The organism is Streptomyces sp. NPDC018000 (genome assembly GCF_044328025.1).
Lineage (GTDB): Bacteria > Actinomycetota > Actinomycetes > Streptomycetales > Streptomycetaceae > Streptomyces.
On the sequence record NZ_JBIRGM010000003.1, the window covers coordinates 351,312 to 367,997 of the forward strand.

General features: G+C 69.5%; 19 protein-coding genes. 9 read left to right on the plus strand and 10 right to left on the minus strand.

Going from position 1 to position 16,686, the window contains the following annotated elements; genetic code table 11:
• Positions 1–72: 72 nt before the first annotated feature.
• Both ACH4EW_RS10065 and ACH4EW_RS10070 read right to left on the minus strand, forming a co-directional pair.
• Positions 73–594, minus strand: a complete 522-nt coding sequence (locus ACH4EW_RS10065; protein ID WP_398253994.1) for a hypothetical protein — start codon at positions 592–594, stop codon at positions 73–75.
• A gap of 33 nt (positions 595–627) precedes the next feature.
• A complete protein-coding gene (locus ACH4EW_RS10070) occupies positions 628–1,743 on the minus strand; it encodes a magnesium and cobalt transport protein CorA (protein WP_398253996.1) in 1,116 nt (371 codons plus the stop codon).
• Positions 1,744–2,152: 409 nt separating this feature from the next.
• Between ACH4EW_RS10070 and ACH4EW_RS10075 the strand changes: the two genes are divergently transcribed.
• Positions 2,153–2,737, plus strand: a complete 585-nt coding sequence (locus ACH4EW_RS10075) for a suppressor of fused domain protein (protein WP_398253998.1) — start codon at positions 2,153–2,155, stop codon at positions 2,735–2,737.
• 124 nt (positions 2,738–2,861) lie between these two features.
• On the opposite strand, the gene ACH4EW_RS10080 is transcribed toward ACH4EW_RS10075, so the two are convergent.
• A complete protein-coding gene (locus tag ACH4EW_RS10080) occupies positions 2,862–4,094 on the minus strand; it encodes an MFS transporter (RefSeq protein ID WP_398254000.1) in 1,233 nt (410 codons plus the stop codon).
• A gap of 157 nt (positions 4,095–4,251) precedes the next feature.
• Here ACH4EW_RS10080 and ACH4EW_RS10085 point away from each other — a divergent pair, with 157 nt between their 5' ends.
• The 3 genes from ACH4EW_RS10085 to ACH4EW_RS10095 all read left to right on the plus strand — a co-directional run bounded on the left by ACH4EW_RS10085 (position 4,252) and on the right by ACH4EW_RS10095 (position 6,691).
• The gene (locus tag ACH4EW_RS10085; RefSeq protein WP_398254002.1) at positions 4,252–4,890 is read left to right on the plus strand and encodes a DUF6758 family protein; all 639 of its coding nucleotides are present in this window, start codon (positions 4,252–4,254) and stop codon (positions 4,888–4,890) included.
• A 140-nt stretch (positions 4,891–5,030) separates the two neighbouring features.
• Positions 5,031–5,906, plus strand: coding sequence for a PHP domain-containing protein (locus ACH4EW_RS10090; protein WP_398254005.1), 876 nt, complete (start codon positions 5,031–5,033; stop codon positions 5,904–5,906).
• A gap of 179 nt (positions 5,907–6,085) precedes the next feature.
• Positions 6,086–6,691, plus strand: coding sequence for a MarC family protein (locus ACH4EW_RS10095; RefSeq protein ID WP_398254007.1), 606 nt, complete (start codon positions 6,086–6,088; stop codon positions 6,689–6,691).
• A 94-nt stretch (positions 6,692–6,785) separates the two neighbouring features.
• On the opposite strand, the gene ACH4EW_RS10100 is transcribed toward ACH4EW_RS10095, so the two are convergent.
• Complete coding sequence (locus ACH4EW_RS10100; RefSeq protein ID WP_198676864.1) at positions 6,786–6,938, minus strand: hypothetical protein; 153 nt, start codon at positions 6,936–6,938, stop codon at positions 6,786–6,788.
• Positions 6,939–7,159: 221 nt separating this feature from the next.
• Here ACH4EW_RS10100 and ACH4EW_RS10105 point away from each other — a divergent pair, with 221 nt between their 5' ends.
• Entirely contained in the window at positions 7,160–8,047 is an 888-nt protein-coding gene (locus ACH4EW_RS10105) for an NYN domain-containing protein (protein ID WP_398254010.1), read from the plus strand.
• Positions 8,048–8,064: 17 nt separating this feature from the next.
• On the opposite strand, the gene ACH4EW_RS10110 is transcribed toward ACH4EW_RS10105, so the two are convergent.
• Positions 8,065–8,913: an alpha/beta fold hydrolase gene (locus ACH4EW_RS10110; RefSeq protein WP_398254012.1), complete on the minus strand. Its 849-nt coding sequence runs from the start codon at positions 8,911–8,913 to the stop codon at positions 8,065–8,067.
• 121 nt (positions 8,914–9,034) lie between these two features.
• Positions 9,035–10,867 carry a DEAD/DEAH box helicase gene (locus tag ACH4EW_RS10115; RefSeq protein ID WP_398254015.1) on the minus strand — a complete coding sequence of 611 codons (1,833 nt, stop codon included), beginning with the start codon at positions 10,865–10,867 and terminating at the stop codon, positions 9,035–9,037.
• Positions 10,868–11,473: 606 nt separating this feature from the next.
• Here ACH4EW_RS10115 and ACH4EW_RS10120 point away from each other — a divergent pair.
• Positions 11,474–12,187 carry a ferritin-like fold-containing protein gene (locus tag ACH4EW_RS10120; protein ID WP_398254017.1) on the plus strand — a complete coding sequence of 238 codons (714 nt, stop codon included), beginning with the start codon at positions 11,474–11,476 and terminating at the stop codon, positions 12,185–12,187.
• 65 nt (positions 12,188–12,252) lie between these two features.
• Here ACH4EW_RS10120 and ACH4EW_RS10125 read toward each other — a convergent pair whose 3' ends face one another.
• The 4 genes from ACH4EW_RS10125 to ACH4EW_RS10140 all read right to left on the minus strand — a co-directional run bounded on the left by ACH4EW_RS10125 (position 12,253) and on the right by ACH4EW_RS10140 (position 14,125).
• On the minus strand, positions 12,253–12,522 hold the full coding sequence (locus tag ACH4EW_RS10125) for a hypothetical protein (protein ID WP_398254019.1): 270 nt from the start codon (positions 12,520–12,522) through the stop codon (positions 12,253–12,255).
• Positions 12,523–12,731: 209 nt separating this feature from the next.
• Entirely contained in the window at positions 12,732–12,959 is a 228-nt protein-coding gene (locus ACH4EW_RS10130) for a DUF3107 domain-containing protein (protein ID WP_398254022.1), read from the minus strand.
• A 140-nt stretch (positions 12,960–13,099) separates the two neighbouring features.
• Positions 13,100–13,741 carry a TetR/AcrR family transcriptional regulator gene (locus tag ACH4EW_RS10135; protein ID WP_398254025.1) on the minus strand — a complete coding sequence of 214 codons (642 nt, stop codon included), beginning with the start codon at positions 13,739–13,741 and terminating at the stop codon, positions 13,100–13,102.
• Positions 13,742–13,909: 168 nt separating this feature from the next.
• Entirely contained in the window at positions 13,910–14,125 is a 216-nt protein-coding gene (locus ACH4EW_RS10140) for a hypothetical protein (protein WP_398254027.1), read from the minus strand.
• A 109-nt stretch (positions 14,126–14,234) separates the two neighbouring features.
• Between ACH4EW_RS10140 and ACH4EW_RS10145 the strand changes: the two genes are divergently transcribed.
• From ACH4EW_RS10145 to ACH4EW_RS10155, 3 genes are read left to right on the plus strand one after another with little or no spacing between them, the layout of a single operon-like run.
• Positions 14,235–15,197, plus strand: coding sequence for an alpha/beta fold hydrolase (locus ACH4EW_RS10145; protein WP_398254030.1), 963 nt, complete (start codon positions 14,235–14,237; stop codon positions 15,195–15,197).
• Positions 15,198–15,205: 8 nt separating this feature from the next.
• On the plus strand, positions 15,206–16,465 hold the full coding sequence (locus ACH4EW_RS10150; protein ID WP_398254032.1) for a DUF3152 domain-containing protein: 1,260 nt from the start codon (positions 15,206–15,208) through the stop codon (positions 16,463–16,465).
• Positions 16,465–16,617 (plus strand): hypothetical protein, encoded by a 153-nt coding sequence (locus ACH4EW_RS10155; RefSeq protein WP_398254035.1) that lies wholly within the window; start codon positions 16,465–16,467, stop codon positions 16,615–16,617. Before ACH4EW_RS10150 ends, ACH4EW_RS10155 begins: the two co-directional genes overlap by 1 nt.
• The last annotated feature ends 69 nt before the right edge of the window (positions 16,618–16,686 follow it).

A 16,686-nucleotide genomic window follows, 5' to 3' on the forward strand; every position in this document is an offset into this window, starting at 1 on the left:
GCAGGGTACGCGGCCCGGAAGGGGGCCTGGCCGGCGCCCGCAGAGGCTCTGCCCGGCGGTTCAGCGCCCGGGTCAGCCCTTGCGTCCCCGCTTCAGCAGCCGCGGCAGTCCGGCCGGCACCGGCCGCCGTGTGGTCGCGGACGTCGGCAGGGGCGCAGCGGCCAGCGAGCCGTCCGGCAGCTCCGTACGAAATTCGCCGGGTGTCAGCCGCAGCACCCGGCACTCGCGTGCCCACCGCTCCGTCATCTGTTCGGCGTCCGGTGCGTTCAGCCGCTTGCCCTTGAGCTCGGCGACGGCGGCCTCCCACTCCTCGGAGTGCGGCGCGAGCTCCGTCACGGCGGCCGTCCAGGCGACCAGCCGGCCGCCCTTGTCCTTGCTGCGCACGGTCACCTCGGCGGCGGACCCGTCGCCGAGACCGGCCGGGAGCGGCTGCTCGCCGGGGCCGTCGCCGACCAGATGCGCCGCACCCTCGTGCCATACGTGCCACAGCGCCCGCGCGGGCCCGGTGCCCCGCACCCAGATGAGGCCCGACTTCTTGGTGGCCTCCTCGACGAGAGCCCGGCCCAGCGGCACGTCAGCGGCAGCAGCAGTCATACCTGAACTCTATTAGAGCCAGCCGTTGGAGCATCAGAGCCAGCCGTTGCGCTTGAGTGTGCGGTGGATGGAGAAGCAGACCACTCCGATGACGCCCAGCACCATCGGGTAGCCGTACTTCCAGCGCAGCTCGGGCATGTGATCGAAGTTCATGCCGTAGACACCGCAGATCATCGTCGGTACGGCGACGATGGCCGCCCAGGACGTGATCTTGCGCATGTCCTCGTTCTGCGCGACGGTCGCCTGCGCCAGGTTGGCCTGGAGGATCGAGTTCAGCAGTTCGTCGAAGCCGATGACCTCTTCGTGCACCCGCGCCAGGTGGTCGGCGACGTCACGGAAGTACTTCTGGATGTCCGGGTCGATCAGTCGCATCGGCCGCTCGCTCAGCAGTTGCATCGGCCGCAGCAGCGGCGACACGGCCCGCTTGAACTCCAGAACCTCACGCTTGAGCTGATAGATCCGGCCCGCGTCCGAGCCGCGCGGGCTGCCCTTGGCGGGAGTGGAGAAGACCTCGATCTCCACCTCGTCGATGTCCTCCTGGACGGCGCCCGCCACCGCGATGTAGCCGTCGACCACATGGTCGGCGATGGAGTGCAGGACAGCGGAGGGTCCTTTGGCGAGCAACTCGGTGTCGTCCTGCAGCCGGTGCCGCAGCGCGCGCAGCGAGCCGTGGCCGCCGTGCCGCACGGTGATGACGAAGTCCCGGCCGGTGAAGCACATCACCTCGCCGGTCTCGACGACCTCGCTGGTCGCGGTGAGCTCGGCATGCTCGACGTAGTGGATGGTCTTGAAGACGGTGAAGAGTGTGTCGTCGTACCGCTCCAGCTTCGGTCGCTGGTGGGCGTGGACGGCGTCCTCGACGGCGAGCGGATGGAGGCCGAACTCTCGGGCGATACCCGCGAATTCTTCCTCGGTCGGCTCGTGCAGGCCGATCCAGGCGAAGCCGCCCTCCTCGCGCACTTGGAGCATCGCCTCGTGCGGCGTGAGGCAGGTGCCGCTCTTCACGCGCCGTCCGTCGCGGTAGACCGCGCAGTCGACGACCGCGCTGGAGGCGGACGGGTCACGGGTGGTGTCGTAACTGCTGTGCAGGGCGTTGCTCTTGCGGAGGGACGGGCGCACGGCGGCGCGCAGGTCGCGGATCATCGACATGGCTGGCTCCTTCACGGAGGGCCGTCGTCGGGCACGTGGAACAGCCCGGAATGGGGACGTGTGCTCACGTCCGCAAAGCGGGCGGCACCGCAGCGGCACGATGACGGCGTTCGCTACAGACAGGCAAAAAAGGGGCGCTCTTCCGTCATGCGCAATGCCATGGGCCTTGACCGAGAAGGCTTCAGATCACCCAAGAGAGGTGAGGAACGGAAGGGCGGTTGGTACTGCATGATCGACTTCGATCCATTGCAGCCCCACCTCCTCCAGCCGGTCCCCCGTGGGGGATGACGTTTCGTCGGGGCTGAGAGCGACGCTTCTGCGTGCTGCCCCTACCAGCGGCCAAGACTATCAGCCGACTGAGGGCCAATCCTTTACTTTGCCCATTCCATACGCGACCTATGCTCGCACGATGGGAGAAATTCTTGCTCTGGTCGAGGCCCGGTTGCTGACAGCCCTCGGCGAACCGGACGCGCGCGCTGCAGTGACGTTTCTCGGGACGGACCGCATCGAGGTGCTCCGCTTCGTCGACGGCGACCTGGTGCGCTACGCCACGCTCGGCATGTCCGCACAGCCGATGGCCGACCCGACCGCGGCTCTCGCGGACCCGGTGAAGGGCCCGCGCGCCGAGCTGGTCCTCTCCGTGCGCGCCGGACTCGCCGACACGGACAAGGTGCTGCGCCCGCTGGCCGTGCTGGCTGCCACCCCGCAGGTCGAGGGGTTGGTCGTGGCGCCGGGCGCCTCGCTGGACGTCGGTGAACCGCTCTGGCCCGGGGCGCCGTTCAGCTCCGTACTGGTTGCCGAGCCGGGGGGTCTGGTGCAGGACCTGGAACTGGACGAGCCCATGGATCCGGTGCGGTTCCTGCCTCTGCTGCCGATGACGCGCAACGAGGCTGCGTGGAAGCGGGTCCGCGGCGCGCAGGAGCTCCAGGAACGCTGGCTGTCGCACGGTACGGATCTGCGTGATCCGCTGCGTGGAGCCGTGACGCTGGACTGAGACACACGTCATGTCCGGACTGAGACACAGGTCATGGGCACAGGTCATGCCGGGCATGCGGGAAGCCCCGCCGCGCAGCCAGGAGGGGGAGCCGCGGGCGGGGCAGAACCGGGTTTTGTCGCGGTCAGTCGGCGAAGACCGTGACGCCGTCCTCGGCGGCGTGCCTGGGCTCCAGCTCCCGCGCCTCGTGGGTCAGCGCCGCACGCCGGATCCAGACGACGGCCGCACCGACGACTGCCGCGACCGCGGCGATCACGAACGGGATGTGGACGTTGCTCCACTCCTCGATCTTCGGTGCGAGGTACGGAGCGGCGGCTGCGGCGAACCAGCGGACGAAGTTGTAACCCGCGCTCGCCACCGGGCGCGGCGCGTCCGACACACCGAGCGCCAGCTCTGTGTAGACGGTGTTGTTCATGCCGATGAAGGCACCGGAGACGATGGTGCAGACGATGGCGGTGGTGTGGTTGCCGTATCCCAGGATCAGCAGGTCGGCGGCGAGCAGCACCAGCGAGGCGCCGAGCACCTTCAGTGATCCGAAACGCTTCTGCAGCCGCGGGGCGACGAGCACCGAGAAGACGGCGAGCAGCAGACCCCAGGCGAAGAAGACCGCACCTGACCTGTACGGCGTCAGGTTCAGCACGAACGGCGTGAACGCCAGGATCGTGAAGAACGCGTAGTTGTAGAAGAACGCCGAGGCGGCGACGGAGGCCAGGCCGCCGTGGCCGAGCGCCTTGATCGGGTCGAGCAGCGAGGTCTTCCTGGCGGGCTTGGGCTGTTCCTTCAGGAACGCCGTGATGCAGATGAAGCCGATCGCCATCAGCGCGGCCGTGCCGAAGAACGGGTAGCGCCAGTTGGCGTCACCGAGCAGGGCGCCGAGCAGCGGTCCGCAGGCCATGCCGAGGCCGAGCGCCGACTCGTAGAGAAGGATCGCCGCCGCGCTGCCGCCGGCCGCCGCACCGACGATCACGGCGAGCGAGGTCGATACGAAGAGCGCGTTGCCCAGCCCCCAGCCGGCCCGGAAGCCGACGAGTTCGCCGACGGACGACGAGGTGCCGGAGAGCGCGGCGAAGACGACGACGAGCGCGAGGCCGGTCAGCAGCGTCTTGCGGCCACCGATCCGGCTGGACACGAAGCCGGTGACCAGCATCGCCACGGCGGTGATCAGGAAGTACGAGGTGAAGAGCAGCGACACCTGGCTCGGCGTCGCCTCCAGGCCCTTGGCTATGGACGGGAGAATCGGGTCCACCAGCCCGATTCCCATGAACGCGACAACAGAGGCGCCCGCCGTGGCCCAGACGGCCTTCGGCTGGCGCAGGATGCTGCCCGCTCCCTGATCGAACGGATCCTCTCCCTGCATGGGTCTTCTCACTCTCCACTAGGTCGCTGCGGAGTACACAGAATAAGTTAGAGGAGCTAATGAGTGCAAGCTACATCTAATTGTGCTGGTGGGGGCCACGCTCCGGACGGGTGATCAACCTTGACGCGGCGACGGTCCTGGAGGACCGTTGGTCGCTATGAGGGGCGAACCCAGTTGCCCGAAGTGCGGAGGCCGGGTCAGGGCGCCCGGTCTCTTCGTCGATACCTGGCAGTGTGCGGTGCATGGCAGTGTGCAGCCGCTGCAACCGGTCGTCCCGCCCAGCGTCGAGGCGCTGAGTGTCGTGGTGCAGCGCGCTCAGGTTCCGGTGTGGATGCCCTGGCCGCTGCCGGTGGGCTGGCTGTTCACCGGTGTGGCGAGCGCGGGTGACGACCGCAGTGGCGGTCGTGCCACCGTCGTCGCCTGTTCCGGCCCCGGTCCCGTCGGTGGTATCGGCGAGCTGCTGCTCGTCACCGAGGAGCTCGGTGTCGGACTCGGAGCGCGCTACGCCGGGATCGACGGCCTCGACCCCGGTCTCCACCTGGACGTGGACGGTCCGCCGGACGTCAAGATGCTCGCTGCCGGACGACCCACCCCGTTGTGGCACGTCAAGGGTGCCCCCGAGGACCGGGCGGTCTTCGCAGGTGAGGCGCGCGGGCTCTGGCTCTGGGCGATCGTCTGGCCCGAGCAGTCGGGGCTCCTGATGTACGACGAGCTGGTGCTCGCCGATCTGCGCGAGGCCGGCGGTGAGATGGACCTCGTACCGTGCGGGGCGCTCACACCGCGCTTGCTCAACTGAGACCTGCCGGGAGCGCCCGGCGGACCGGCTCCAGCGCCTCGGAGGCTTGCAGGGCCTCCGGGCCCGGCCCGGCATCGCTCGAATGCCGGTTATCCTTGGACGTCCCCTTATGTCCGGCCCCGAGCACTGGAGTACGCGTCGTGCGCATCGACCTGCACACCCACTCCACCGCGTCGGACGGTACGGACACCCCCGCCGAGCTGGTGCGCAACGCAGCCGCCGCGGGCCTCGACATCGTCGCCCTCACCGACCACGACACCGTGCGCGGCCACGCCGAGGCGATTGCCGCCCTTCCGGCGGGACTCACCCTCGTCACCGGCGCCGAGCTCTCCTGCCGGATCGACGGTGTGAGCCTGCACATCCTGGCGTACCTCTTCGACCCCGATGAGCCCGAGCTGGCACATGAACGCGAGCTGGTGCGCGACGACCGTGTGCCGCGCGCCCGCACCATGGTGGGCAAGCTCCAGGCGCTCGGCGTGCCGATCGAGTGGGAGCAGGTCGCGAGGATCGCCGGGGACGGATCGATCGGCAGGCCGCACATAGCCACCGCGCTCGTCGAACTCGGCGTCGTCGAAACCGTCTCCGACGCCTTCACGCCCCAATGGCTCGCCAACGGCGGACGCGCGTACGCCGAGAAGCACGAACTCGACCCCTTCGACGCGATCCGGCTGGTCAAGGCCGCCGGCGGCGTCACCGTCCTCGCCCACCCGCTCGCCGTCAAGCGCGGTGCGGTGGTGTCCGAGTCGTCGACTGCGCGGCTCGCCGCCGCAGGCCTCGACGGCATCGAGGTCGCCCACCCGGAGCACGAGGGCCTCGACGAGCAGACCAGGGCCAGGCTGCGCGGGCTCGCCCGGGAGCTGGGGCTGCTGACGACCGGGTCCAGCGACTACCACGGCAGCCGCAAGACCGTCGGACTCGGCGATTACACCACCGACCCCGAGATCTACGGCGAGATCACCCGGCGCGCGACGGGCGCCTTCCCGGTGCCGGGCACCGGCGGACCCCGCCCCGTGTAGCGACGCACGCGTCATCGCCGGGGTGTGAAGCCCTGCGCCGCACTGTCAGGCGGCCGGCCGCGTACTGCTGCTCGTCCCACTTCTGCTTTCCCCTTCTGCGCCCCGGCCACCAGGCCCCGTCATGGCTTCGGGGTGCGCTCTTTCAGACTGTTTCTCGCTCTCTTCTCGCAAGGCTCACTGTGTTCGACTTCGCTGTCTTCGGATCCCTTTTTCTCACGCTTTTTGTGATTATGGATCCCCCTGGGATCACCCCGATCTTTCTCGCCCTCACCGCGGGCCGCCCCGCCAAGATGCAGCGCAGGATGGCGCTCCAGGCGGTGGCCGTCGCCTTCGGTGTGATCGCCGTCTTCGCTGTGTTCGGCCAGCAGATCCTCGACTATCTGCATGTCTCCGTACCGGCCCTGATGATCGCGGGTGGGCTTCTTCTGCTGCTGATCGCGCTCGACCTGCTGACCGGCAAGACCGACGAGCCGACGCAGACCAAGGACGTCAATGTGGCGCTCGTACCTCTGGGAATGCCGCTGCTCGCCGGTCCCGGTGCGATCGTGTCGGTGATCCTCGCGGTGCAGAACGCCGACAGCGTGGGAAGCCAGATCGCGGTCTGGTCGGCGATCATCGCCATGCACATCGTGCTCTGGCTGACCATGCGCTACTCGCTGCTGATCATCCGGGTCATCAAGGACGGCGGTGTCGTGCTGGTGACCAGGCTCGCCGGAATGATGCTCTCCGCCATCGCTGTGCAGCAGATCATCAACGGGGTCACCGACGTCATCCAGAACTCCTGACGGCGCTCACGGATACCACGGCGCCCCCGTACGGACCTTCCGTACGGGGGCGCTTCGTCTTTTACGACCCGGGGGCCGATAGCGTCGTCAGGCGTTACGAAGCCGAGCTTTCGGCCGGGCGGATATAGATGCGCTGGCCTATGGCTGCGGCCTGCTGCACGATCCGGTTGACGGAGGCGGCGTCCACGACGGTGCTGTCCACGGCGGTACCGTCGACATCGTCGAGTCGCATGATCTCGAAGCGCATAGGGCTTCCCTTCGTCTGATCCTCCTGCTGGAGAACTGCTGGGAGGACGGGTAACCCGTCCGCAAGGATGAGAGCACCCGACGCCGGTGTCTTGCGCTCCACGGGGTTTACAACGGCTTGGCCGTTGCAAACATTCCCTACGCTAAGGAAATTTTTTGGATGTCTAAGTATCAGCAGGTCACCGAGCGCGATCCGGCGACGAGGTCCACGACGAGGCCCGAATGACCGAGGCAGAGATCCGCGAGCGTCTGGACCGCACCAACGAGCTGCTCCAGCGTGTGCTCGCCGAGGTGTCGAAGACCCCCTCGACCCATGCGATCTTCGTGGACGCGGGCTATGTGTACGCCGCGGCCGGACTGCTCGTCACCGGCACCGAGGACCGCCGCTCCTTCGACCTCGACGCGGAAGGGCTGATCGAGGCCTTCATCGACAAGGCCCGCACGATCTTCGCGGACAGCAGACTGCTGCGTGTGTACTGGTACGACGGAGCCAGGCGACGCATCCACACCGTCGAGCAGCAGTCCATCGCCGAACTCCCGGACGTCAAGGTCAGACTCGGCAACCTCAACGCCAACAATCAGCAGAAGGGTGTCGACTCACTCATCCGCACCGACCTCGAATCGCTGGCCAGGCATCGCGCCATCAGCGACGCGGCACTGGTCGGCGGCGACGAGGACCTGGTGTCCGCGGTCGAGGCGGCGCAGGGGTACGGGGCCCGGGTCCACCTGTGGGGCATCGAGGCGGGGGACGGGCGCAACCAGGCCGAACCGCTGCTCTGGGAGGTCGACAGTCAGCGCACCTTCGACCTGGACTTCTGCCGCCCGTACGTCACCAGACGCCCCGTCACCACATACGAGGACGAAACCCCCGCGCCCTCGCGCGAAGACGTCCGCTTCGTCGGAGCGCAGATCGCCGCGGCCTGGCTGGCCACCCGTGGCCGCGAGTCCCTCGCCGATCTGCTGCCCGGACACCCCTACCTGCCCGGTTCCGTCGACCAGGACCTGTTGGTCGAGGCCGAACGGCTGCTGCAGCACTCGCTACGCGGCCACGCGCATCTGCGACGCGCGCTGCGTGACGGTTTCTGGCAGCACCTGCAGGCGCAGTACTGAGTTCTGACGGCCGTCGCCTACAGGCTGTCCCAGAAGGAGACGAGCGCGGCCGCCGTCTGCTCCGGACGATCCGTGTTGGGAGAGTGCTCGGCGCCCGCGATCCGTGTGCGGCGCGCACCCAGCCGCTGCGCCATCTCATCGAGCAGCGGCACCGGCCAGGTGTCGTCGCGCTCGCCGGAGAGCACATGGACGGGCAGAGGTACGGCGGAGAGTTCGGCCACCCGGTCCGGCTCGGTCGCCAGCTGCCGGCCGGTGGCGACCAGCTGGGCGGGCTGGTGGCGCAGCCAGCGCCGGCGCAGGGCCTCGCCGTCCGTCGCCGCGTCCTCGGGCGGGTCGAAGGCGCGCATCGCCTCCCACACCTCGGCCATGCTCAGTGTCGCGAGCGCGTCGCTGAGCATCTTCACCTTGAGCTGCTGGGCCTCGGCGACCTGGGCGGGTCCGGACGACATGAGGGTCAGTGAACGGAACGGCGAGGCGTCGAGCAGTACGGCGGCGCGGGCGATCTGCCCGCCGAGCGAGTGCCCGACCAGATGCACGGCGCCCTCGCCGCCGACGCCGGCAGCGGCCGCCTGCGCGAGCACATCACGGGCCAACTCGACCTGAGCGTATGTCGCCTGACGATCCGTCCCCTGGGTCTCGTACTGCCCGCGACCGTCCACGGCGACGGTCCGGTACCCGGCGGCACAGAGTGGTTCGAGCAGCGCGATGAAGTCCTCCTTGCTGCCTGTGTAACCGGGCAGCAGGAGGGCGGTGCCGCGTGGCGTGGTGCGCGGGGAGGCGTCCAGCACGGCGAAGTCCCCGCGCGCGGTGCGGAGCTGGCGGGTGTGGGCGCAGGGGGGCGGGGTGAAGGTGGGCGGCCGACTCATGGGACGAGGGTATGTCCTGGAACGCCGGACGGGCTTGGGGATGCCCTCAAGCCCGTCCGGCGAAATCAAGCCCCAGGGGCGGTGTCCGGGGCGGATCCCCGGATCAATCAGCGCTCCGCGCTCAGCCCTCGGTCTTGGCGGCAGCCGCACGCGGCGCCCGCCGCCTCCGCGGCTTCGCCTCGCCCTCGGCGACCGGAGCCTGGGCCACAGTCTCCGTCTTCGGCTTGGCGGCCGCACGGGTGCGGCGACGCGGCCTGGTCTCCGGGCTGGGCTCGGAGATCGGCGCGATCTGGAAGTCGACCTCGTCCTCGGCCGGCTTGACGACGCGGGCGCGGCGACGCGGCTTGGTCACCGTCTTCGCCTCGGGCACCGGCTCGGCGATGGGCGCGATCTGGAAGTCGACCTCGTCCGCGACCGGCTTCACGACGGCGGCCCGGGTGCGGCGGCGGCGCGGCTTGGTCTCGGTCGCGGTCTCGACCTCGGTCTTCGTCGCGACGGCGGCGGCCGGAGCCTCCACCGCGGCCACGGCGGTCTCGGCTGCGACGTCCGGGGCACCGGCGCGGGTGCGGCGACGGCGGCGCGGCGTACGCGGCTCCGACGGGGCGTCGGCCACCTCGTTGGAAGGTGCCGGCACCGTGGCAGCGGTCTCCTCGACCGCGCAGCCGCCCCGCGTACGACGACGCTGACGCGGCGTACGAGGCGCACGCTCCTCACGGACGGCGGGCGCCGAAGACGCGGCGGAGGACTTGCGGCCGCGGCCGCCCGTCTCGCCCAGGTCCTCGATCTCCTCGGCCCGCAGACCCGCACGGGTCCGCTCGGTACGCGGCAGAACACCCTTGGTGCCGGCCGGGATGTCGAGCTCCTCGAAGAGGTGCGGCGAGGTGGAGTACGTCTCGACCGGGTCGTTGAACTCCAGGTCGAGCGCCTTGTTGATCAGCTGCCAGCGCGGGATGTCGTCCCAGTCGACCAGCGTGATCGCGATGCCCTTGGCACCGGCACGGCCGGTCCGGCCGATGCGGTGGAGGTACGTCTTCTCGTCCTCAGGCGACTGATAGTTGATGACGTGTGTCACACCCTCGACATCGATACCCCGGGCCGCCACATCGGTGCAGACCAGCACGTCCACCTTGCCGTTGCGGAACGCGCGCAGCGCCTGCTCACGCGCGCCCTGGCCGAGGTCGCCGTGGACCGCGCCGGAGGCGAAACCGCGCTTCTCCAGCTGCTCGGCGATGTCGGCGGCCGTGCGCTTCGTACGGCAGAAGATCATCGCGAGTCCGCGGCCGTTGGCCTGCAGGATGCGGGAGACCATCTCCGGCTTGTCCATCGAGTGGGCCCGGAAGACATGCTGCGAGATGTTCGCGACGGTCGCGCCCTCACCGTCGGGCGAGGTGGCGCGGATGTGCGTCGGCTGCGACATGTAGCGCCGCGCGAGACCGATGACGGCGCCCGGCATGGTCGCCGAGAACAGCATCGTCTGCCGCTTCGGCGGAAGCATGGTGATGATCTTCTCGACGTCGGGCAGGAAGCCCAGGTCGAGCATCTCGTCGGCCTCGTCGAGTACGAGCGCGCGGACGTGGGAGAGGTCGAGCTTGCGCTGTCCGGCGAGGTCGAGCAGTCGGCCGGGGGTGCCGACGATCACATCGACGCCCTTCTTCAGGGCCTCGACCTGCGGCTCGTACGCGCGGCCGCCGTAGATCGCGAGAACGCGGACGTTACGCACCTTGCCGGCGGTCAGCAGGTCGTTGGTGACCTGCTGGCAGAGTTCGCGGGTGGGGACGACGACCAGCGCCTGCGGTGCCTCGGTCAGCTGCTCGGGCTCGGCACGGCCCGCCTCGACGTCAGCGGGGACGGTGACGCGCTCCAGCAGCGGCAGACCGAAACCGAGGGTCTTGCCGGTGCCGGTCTTGGCCTGGCCGATGACATCGGAGCCGGAGAGTGCGACGGGGAGCGTCATCTCCTGGATGGGGAACGGGGAAACAATGCCGACGGCCTCAAGGGCCTCGGCCGTCTCGGGAAGAATCCCGAGTTCTCGGAACGTAGTCAGGGTGCTGCCTCTTCTGTGAGACGCGGTCCGAGGCGAACGCTGGGGGTCGTACCGTGCCGGGGTTGGTCATCCGGCCGTGGATGGGCCGGGTGGCGCGGGACCACTGCCGTCGCTCGAGCGCTCGTGCCGCTGAGGGGGCCCCTCATCTGCGGTCGCACGTGGCGTACGCCCCGCGTGGAGGGCTGTCGGGTCGGAGCCGATCGGGCCACCGACCGGGCATCCTGATTCAATTTCGCGCCACCCGTACAAAATACTCAGTAGACGCAATACCACTGTACCCCGGATTCGCGCATCCGTGCTGGGTGCATCGCAAAGGACCCCGCCGAGCAGTGCTGGACGGGGGATTTCCTGATGCCGAGCGCGGGCTATTCTGCGCTTCGTGACTCCTCCCCGAGGGGCTTCTCACTCAACTGCGAAGCAGTCTCATGACGGACAAGCCCTGCCCGACGCATCACGCGTGGCAGGAAAGTACCAGCCGCATGCGATGCTCCGCTGACATATCGGAAAGGTTGCGCCGTGGCAGAGAGCGAGCACACGGGTATCGCCGCGCAGGACTGGGTCACCGCGTCCGTGGAGCCGCAGTACCGAGCAGCGGTGGTGGACCTGCTGGGAGCACTTGCGTACGGGGAACTGGCGGCCTTCGAGAGGCTCGCCGAGGATGCCAAACTCGCGCCGACGCTGGCCGACAAGGCCGAGCTGGCAAAGATGGCCTCCGCCGAATTCCATCACTTCGAGCGGCTGACGGAACGGCTGACCGCGATCGATGTGGAGCCGACGGGCGCGATGGAGCCGTTCGCCAAGGCGCTTGACGACTTCCACCGCCAGACCGCGCCGTCGGACTGGCTGGAGGGCCTGGTCAAGGCCTACGTCGGCGATTCGATCGCCAGTGACTTCTACCGTGAGGTCGCCGTCCGGCTCGACTCGGACACCCGCTCCCTCGTCCTCGGCGTCCTCGACGACACGGGGCACGGCAACTTCGCCGTCGAGAAGGTGCGCGCCGCGATCGAGGCCGACCCGCGTGTCGGCGGGCGGCTCGCGCTGTGGGCGCGCCGGCTGATGGGCGAGGCGCTCTCGCAGGCCCAGCGGGTGGTGGCCGACCGTGACGCACTGTCGACGATGCTCGTCGGGGGCGTGGCTGACGGGTTCGACCTGGCGGAGGTCGGGCGGATGTTCTCGCGGATCACGGAGGCGCACACCAAGCGGATGGCTGCGCTCGGGCTGGCCGCGTAGTTGGTTCACGGCCGTCCGGCGTCCGTTCCCACGGGTGCCGGACGGCCAGGGCGTGCCGGACGGCTTCAGGCCGCCGCTGATCGGCTCAGGCGGTGGTCACGGGGGCGGATCAGCAACGAGAGCGTGACGGCCCCGATCAGCACCGCGCCGATCAGCGTGGCCACGACGTGGCCCGGGCTCAGCACCGAGTGCATGAGAAACGCCCCGAACAGGGCGCCCAGAGCGCCGGTGGCAAAGACGGCACGGCGGGACGGGAGCCGCTGCGGCAGCGAGCGGAGCGCCACCCAGGCGAGGGCGAGTCCGAGCATGGCGGAGCCCAGGAATTCCAAGATCACAAGTGATCACCTCGCGAGTTGCGGGGCGGGTAAATCGGTCGTTAGCGGTACTACCCGGGGGATGCGGAACGCAACCCTCGCCGGACAGGGTTCGCAGAGGAATCGCCCGGCCGACGCAAACGCGGGCCGAAAGCGGTCGGGAACGGAAAGCGGCCCGGTGGGGAATTCCCACCGGGCCGCTGCCACCGTCACTGCGTCGAGCGTGCTGCCTACAGCGCGCCGAACCCCACGCGGCGCGCGCTGGGCTCGCCGATCTCCACGTACGCGATCCGGTCGGCCGGCACCAGGACCTTGCGGCCCCTCTCGTCCGTGAGGCTGAGCAGCTGCGCCTTACCGGTGAGAGCCTCGGCGACCGTGCTCTCGACCTCTTCGGCGGAAAGCCCGCTCTCCAGAACGATCTCCCGGGGCGTGTGCTGCACCCCGATCTTGACCTCCACGGCTATGTCCCTCCGACGGTCAGCCCTGCGCGGTGAACCGCGCCGTACGCGCACACATTAGCCCGCTGAGGGGAACCGTCAGCGGTCGGTGGGCAACGCCCGCAGCGAACACGGGCGGCGGCCGCACCCGGCGGCTTCCGTCAGTGCTGATCGATGCCGTGCAGCGGGAACCCCGCGATGCCCCGCCAGGCCAGCGAAGTGAGCAGTTGCACCGCTGCGTCCCGCGGAATGGCGGACTGGCTGGAGAGCCAGTAGCGGGCGACCACCTGGGAGACACCGCCCAGACCGACCGCGAGCAGCATGGACTCGTCCTTGGACAGTCCCGTGTCACCGGCGATGACGTCGGAGATGGCCTCCGCGCACTGCAGCGAGACCCGGTCGACGCGCTCGCGCACCGCGGGCTCATTGGTCAGGTCCGACTCGAAGACCAGCCGGAACGCGCCGCCCTCGTCCTCGACGTACGCGAAGTACGCGTCCATCGTCGCGGCGACGCGCAGCTTGTTGTCGGTCGTCGACGCCAGCGCCGTACGGACCGCCTGGAGCAGCGACTCGCAGTGCTGGTCGAGCAGGGCCAGATAGAGCTCCAGCTTGCCCGGGAAATGCTGATAGAGCACCGGCTTGCTGACCCCGGCCCGCTCGGCGATGTCGTCCATCGCGGCGGAGTGGTATCCCTGCGCCACAAATACTTCCTGCGCGGCGCCCAGCAGCTGGTTGCGTCGGGCGCGGCGAGGCAGTCGAGTGCCCCGCGGGCGCGCCTCCTCGGTCTGCTCGATGGCTGTCACGCCGCCTCCCAAATGTGTGATCGGACACAGCTTTTCCGTGCACGCTGCGCCATACAGCCATCGTACTTTTGAGTAACCCGGGTGCGCGCGGCGCGGACGCAGAATTTCACGGACCGGACGGCTGCGGTAGCCACAGATGTGTCGATCGGTGGGGCAAATCGGGGCATATCAGCGGTAATCATCTTCATCCTGTGCGACCACACGAGCCTGCTCCGCCGCATCCGCCTCATTGGCGCTGTTCCGGTCGATGTCCGTGAGCGGTTCGTCCTGCCGCTGCTGGAGATCGGCCCGCTGCTCGGCGGCGTCCGCCCGGGGCGTCTCCTGGTCCGGTTCGTCCGGCTGGATGTCCTCGAAGGTCTCAGGGTCGCTGGGGTCGACCGTCATGGTGACTCCCTTCCTCGCTTCGAGCCTAGGAGCTACCCCTGCGAGCCGCTATGCGGTCTGTGACCGCGAACACATGAAGCGCGGCGTGATCGTCTCGTAACATTGCCGCATGTCTTCGACCGAGCTGCCGGGAGTCCGCGCCGCCACCGCGGTGGCCCCCACGGTGACCACCCCCAGAGTCGCGGAGGGAGAGGAGCTGCACTCCGTCACGCTGCCCGGACTGACGCTTACCGTCCGGTCCCGGCCGCCGGAGCGGACCGGGCTGCCGCCCGCGCTCTATGTGCACGGGCTCGGCGGCTCCTCGCAGAACTGGTCGGCGTTGATGCCGCTGCTCCAGGACATGGTGGACGGCGCGGCGGTCGACCTGCCCGGTTTCGGCGACTCGCTGCCGCCGGACGACGGCAACTACTCGGTCACCGGGCATGCCCGTGCCGTGATCCGGTTGCTCGACGCGCAGGAGCGCGGGCCCGTCCATCTGTTCGGCAATTCGCTGGGCGGCGCCGTGGCCACCCGGGTTGCCGCGGTCCGGCCCGACCTGGTGCGCACCCTCACTCTCATCTCGCCCGCGCTCCCCGAGATCCGGGTGCAGTGGCCCGCCGTACCGACCGGACTGCTCGCCGTTCCGGGCGTCGCGACGCTGTTCGCCCGGATGACCAGGGACTGGACCGCGGAAGAACGCACGCGCGGCGTCATGGCACTCTGTTACGGCGATCCGACGCGCGTCTCCGAGTCGGACTTCCGTGCAGCGGTGGCCGAAACGGAGCGTCGGCTGGAGCTGCCGTACTTCTGGGACGCGATGGCGCGCTCGGCACGTGGCATCGTCGATGCGTACACACTGGGCGGGCAGCACGGACTGTGGCGCCAGGCCGAGCGGGTGCTCGCACCGACCCAGCTCGTGTACGGCGGACGGGACCATCTGGTCTCGTACCGGATGGCACGCAGGGCGTCCGCGGCCTTCCGCGACTCGCGGCTGCTGACACTGCCCGACGCGGGGCACGTGGCGATGATGGAGTACCCGGAGGCGGTCGCCCAGGCGTTCCGGGAACTGCTCGACGAACGCGGCGGGAGCTGATCCGGGGCGTGGGACGGCATAGTCGAAAAGGCCCCGAATCCGCAGGGTCGGATGTCGAGGCCGCCGTCGCGAACGCGGGCAGCGAGCGCGAAGGCATACGTCCGGGGCCCGGCAGCGGGCGGCGCCGGAAGCCGTCCGACACGCCGGACGGTGCGGACGGGCACACCCCGTTCCGGCAGACCGGCCACGTCCGCGGCGGCCACCCCGAACAGCATGAGTCCGGCGGCGGCTGGGGGACCGGGGCTCAGCAGACAGTGTCCGGGCGTCAGCAGCAGGCGGGCGCCCAGCCGTTGGTACCAGGACCGCGACGCGAGTTCGTCGAGGCGTTCGACACACCACCCGCTCCGCCCGCACCCCGTGGACCTTCCGCCCCACCGGCCCCGCCCGCCGCCCCGTACAGCTCGGTCGGCGAGCGGAACGAGCAGTCGCCGTGCGGGGAAGCCGAATCGCCGACGCCCGCCAAGGGCACCAGGGGCCGCACCCTCACCGGTATCGCGGCTGCCGCGGTGACCACCGTGCTCGCGGTGGTCGTGGCCGGGCAGGTCGCCCACGACGACGGCGGCGGGACCAGTGCCGCGCAGCCCGCGGGCGTCGACCGGAACGGCACCGACGGTGCCTCCCGCTCGGACGGCCGGCCGGCCCGGAAGGCGACACAGGGCAAGCCCCTTTCGTACGCGGAGAAGATGGCCAAGGCCTATCCGATCTCCCCGGAACTCCACGGGTCCGGGGAGTTCGAGGCGGTTCCGGGCACGGCGAAGGCCCCTGGCAGCGGTCGCAAGTACCGCTACCGGATCGATGTCGAGAAGGGCCTCGGGCTCGACGCCTCGCTCTTCGCCCGGGCCGTCCAGGAGACGCTCAACGACGATCGCAGCTGGGCGCACGACGGCGCCATGACGTTCGAGCGGATCTCCTCCGGCGACCCCGATTTCGTGATCACCCTGGCCAGTCCCGGGACCACTGGGGAGTGGTGCTGGAAGTCGGGCCTGGTCACGACCGAGGACAACGTCTCGTGCGACTCCGCGGCGACCGAACGCGTGATGATCAACGCCTACCGCTGGGCGCAGGGGTCGCCGACGTTCGGCCCGGACAAACTCTTCGCCTACCGCCAGATGCTGATCAACCATGAGGTCGGTCACCGGCTGGGGCACGACCATGCGAGTTGTCGCACGCCGGGAGCCCTCGCGCCGGTGATGCAGCAGCAGACCAAGTCCCTGGACATCGACGGGATCAAGTGCCGGCCCAACCCATGGGTGTATCCGGTGGACTGATGGTGTCGATTCGGTTCACGTCCCCGCATGGGGGAGAACTCGTCGACGCCGTGAAGCATGTGGACCTTCCGGTGGTCGTCGGCCCGGTGCTCATCACCCGGCGGTGCGCCGCGCAGCCCGCAAGGAGCCGGCTGCGCTCCGACCCTGTGTGACCGATCGCCCCCATAGCCCGACAGAACGCCGGCGGTGCGGGAAAGTTACGACGGTTCACCCCTTTCGGT

Bases quoted from the DNA above. Each gene is read 5' to 3' on its own strand.
- ACH4EW_RS10085 (WP_398254002.1), top strand. From the start codon at position 4,252: ATGAGGGGCGAACCCAGTTGCCCGAAGTGCGGAGGCCGGGTCAGGGCG.
- ACH4EW_RS10075 (WP_398253998.1), top strand. From the start codon at position 2,153: ATGGGAGAAATTCTTGCTCTGGTCGAGGCCCGGTTGCTGACAGCCCTC.
- ACH4EW_RS10080 (WP_398254000.1), bottom strand. From the start codon at position 4,094: ATGCAGGGAGAGGATCCGTTCGATCAGGGAGCGGGCAGCATCCTGCGC.
- ACH4EW_RS10110 (WP_398254012.1), bottom strand. From the start codon at position 8,913: ATGAGTCGGCCGCCCACCTTCACCCCGCCCCCCTGCGCCCACACCCGC.
- ACH4EW_RS10070 (WP_398253996.1), bottom strand. From the start codon at position 1,743: ATGTCGATGATCCGCGACCTGCGCGCCGCCGTGCGCCCGTCCCTCCGC.
- ACH4EW_RS10140 (WP_398254027.1), bottom strand. From the start codon at position 14,125: ATGACGGTCGACCCCAGCGACCCTGAGACCTTCGAGGACATCCAGCCG.
- ACH4EW_RS10065 (WP_398253994.1), bottom strand. From the start codon at position 594: ATGACTGCTGCTGCCGCTGACGTGCCGCTGGGCCGGGCTCTCGTCGAG.
- ACH4EW_RS10105 (WP_398254010.1), top strand. From the start codon at position 7,160: ATGACCGAGGCAGAGATCCGCGAGCGTCTGGACCGCACCAACGAGCTG.
- ACH4EW_RS10100 (WP_198676864.1), bottom strand. From the start codon at position 6,938: ATGCGCTTCGAGATCATGCGACTCGACGATGTCGACGGTACCGCCGTG.
- ACH4EW_RS10115 (WP_398254015.1), bottom strand. From the start codon at position 10,867: ATGACGCTCCCCGTCGCACTCTCCGGCTCCGATGTCATCGGCCAGGCC.
- ACH4EW_RS10155 (WP_398254035.1), top strand. From the start codon at position 16,465: ATGGTGTCGATTCGGTTCACGTCCCCGCATGGGGGAGAACTCGTCGAC.
- ACH4EW_RS10145 (WP_398254030.1), top strand. From the start codon at position 14,235: ATGTCTTCGACCGAGCTGCCGGGAGTCCGCGCCGCCACCGCGGTGGCC.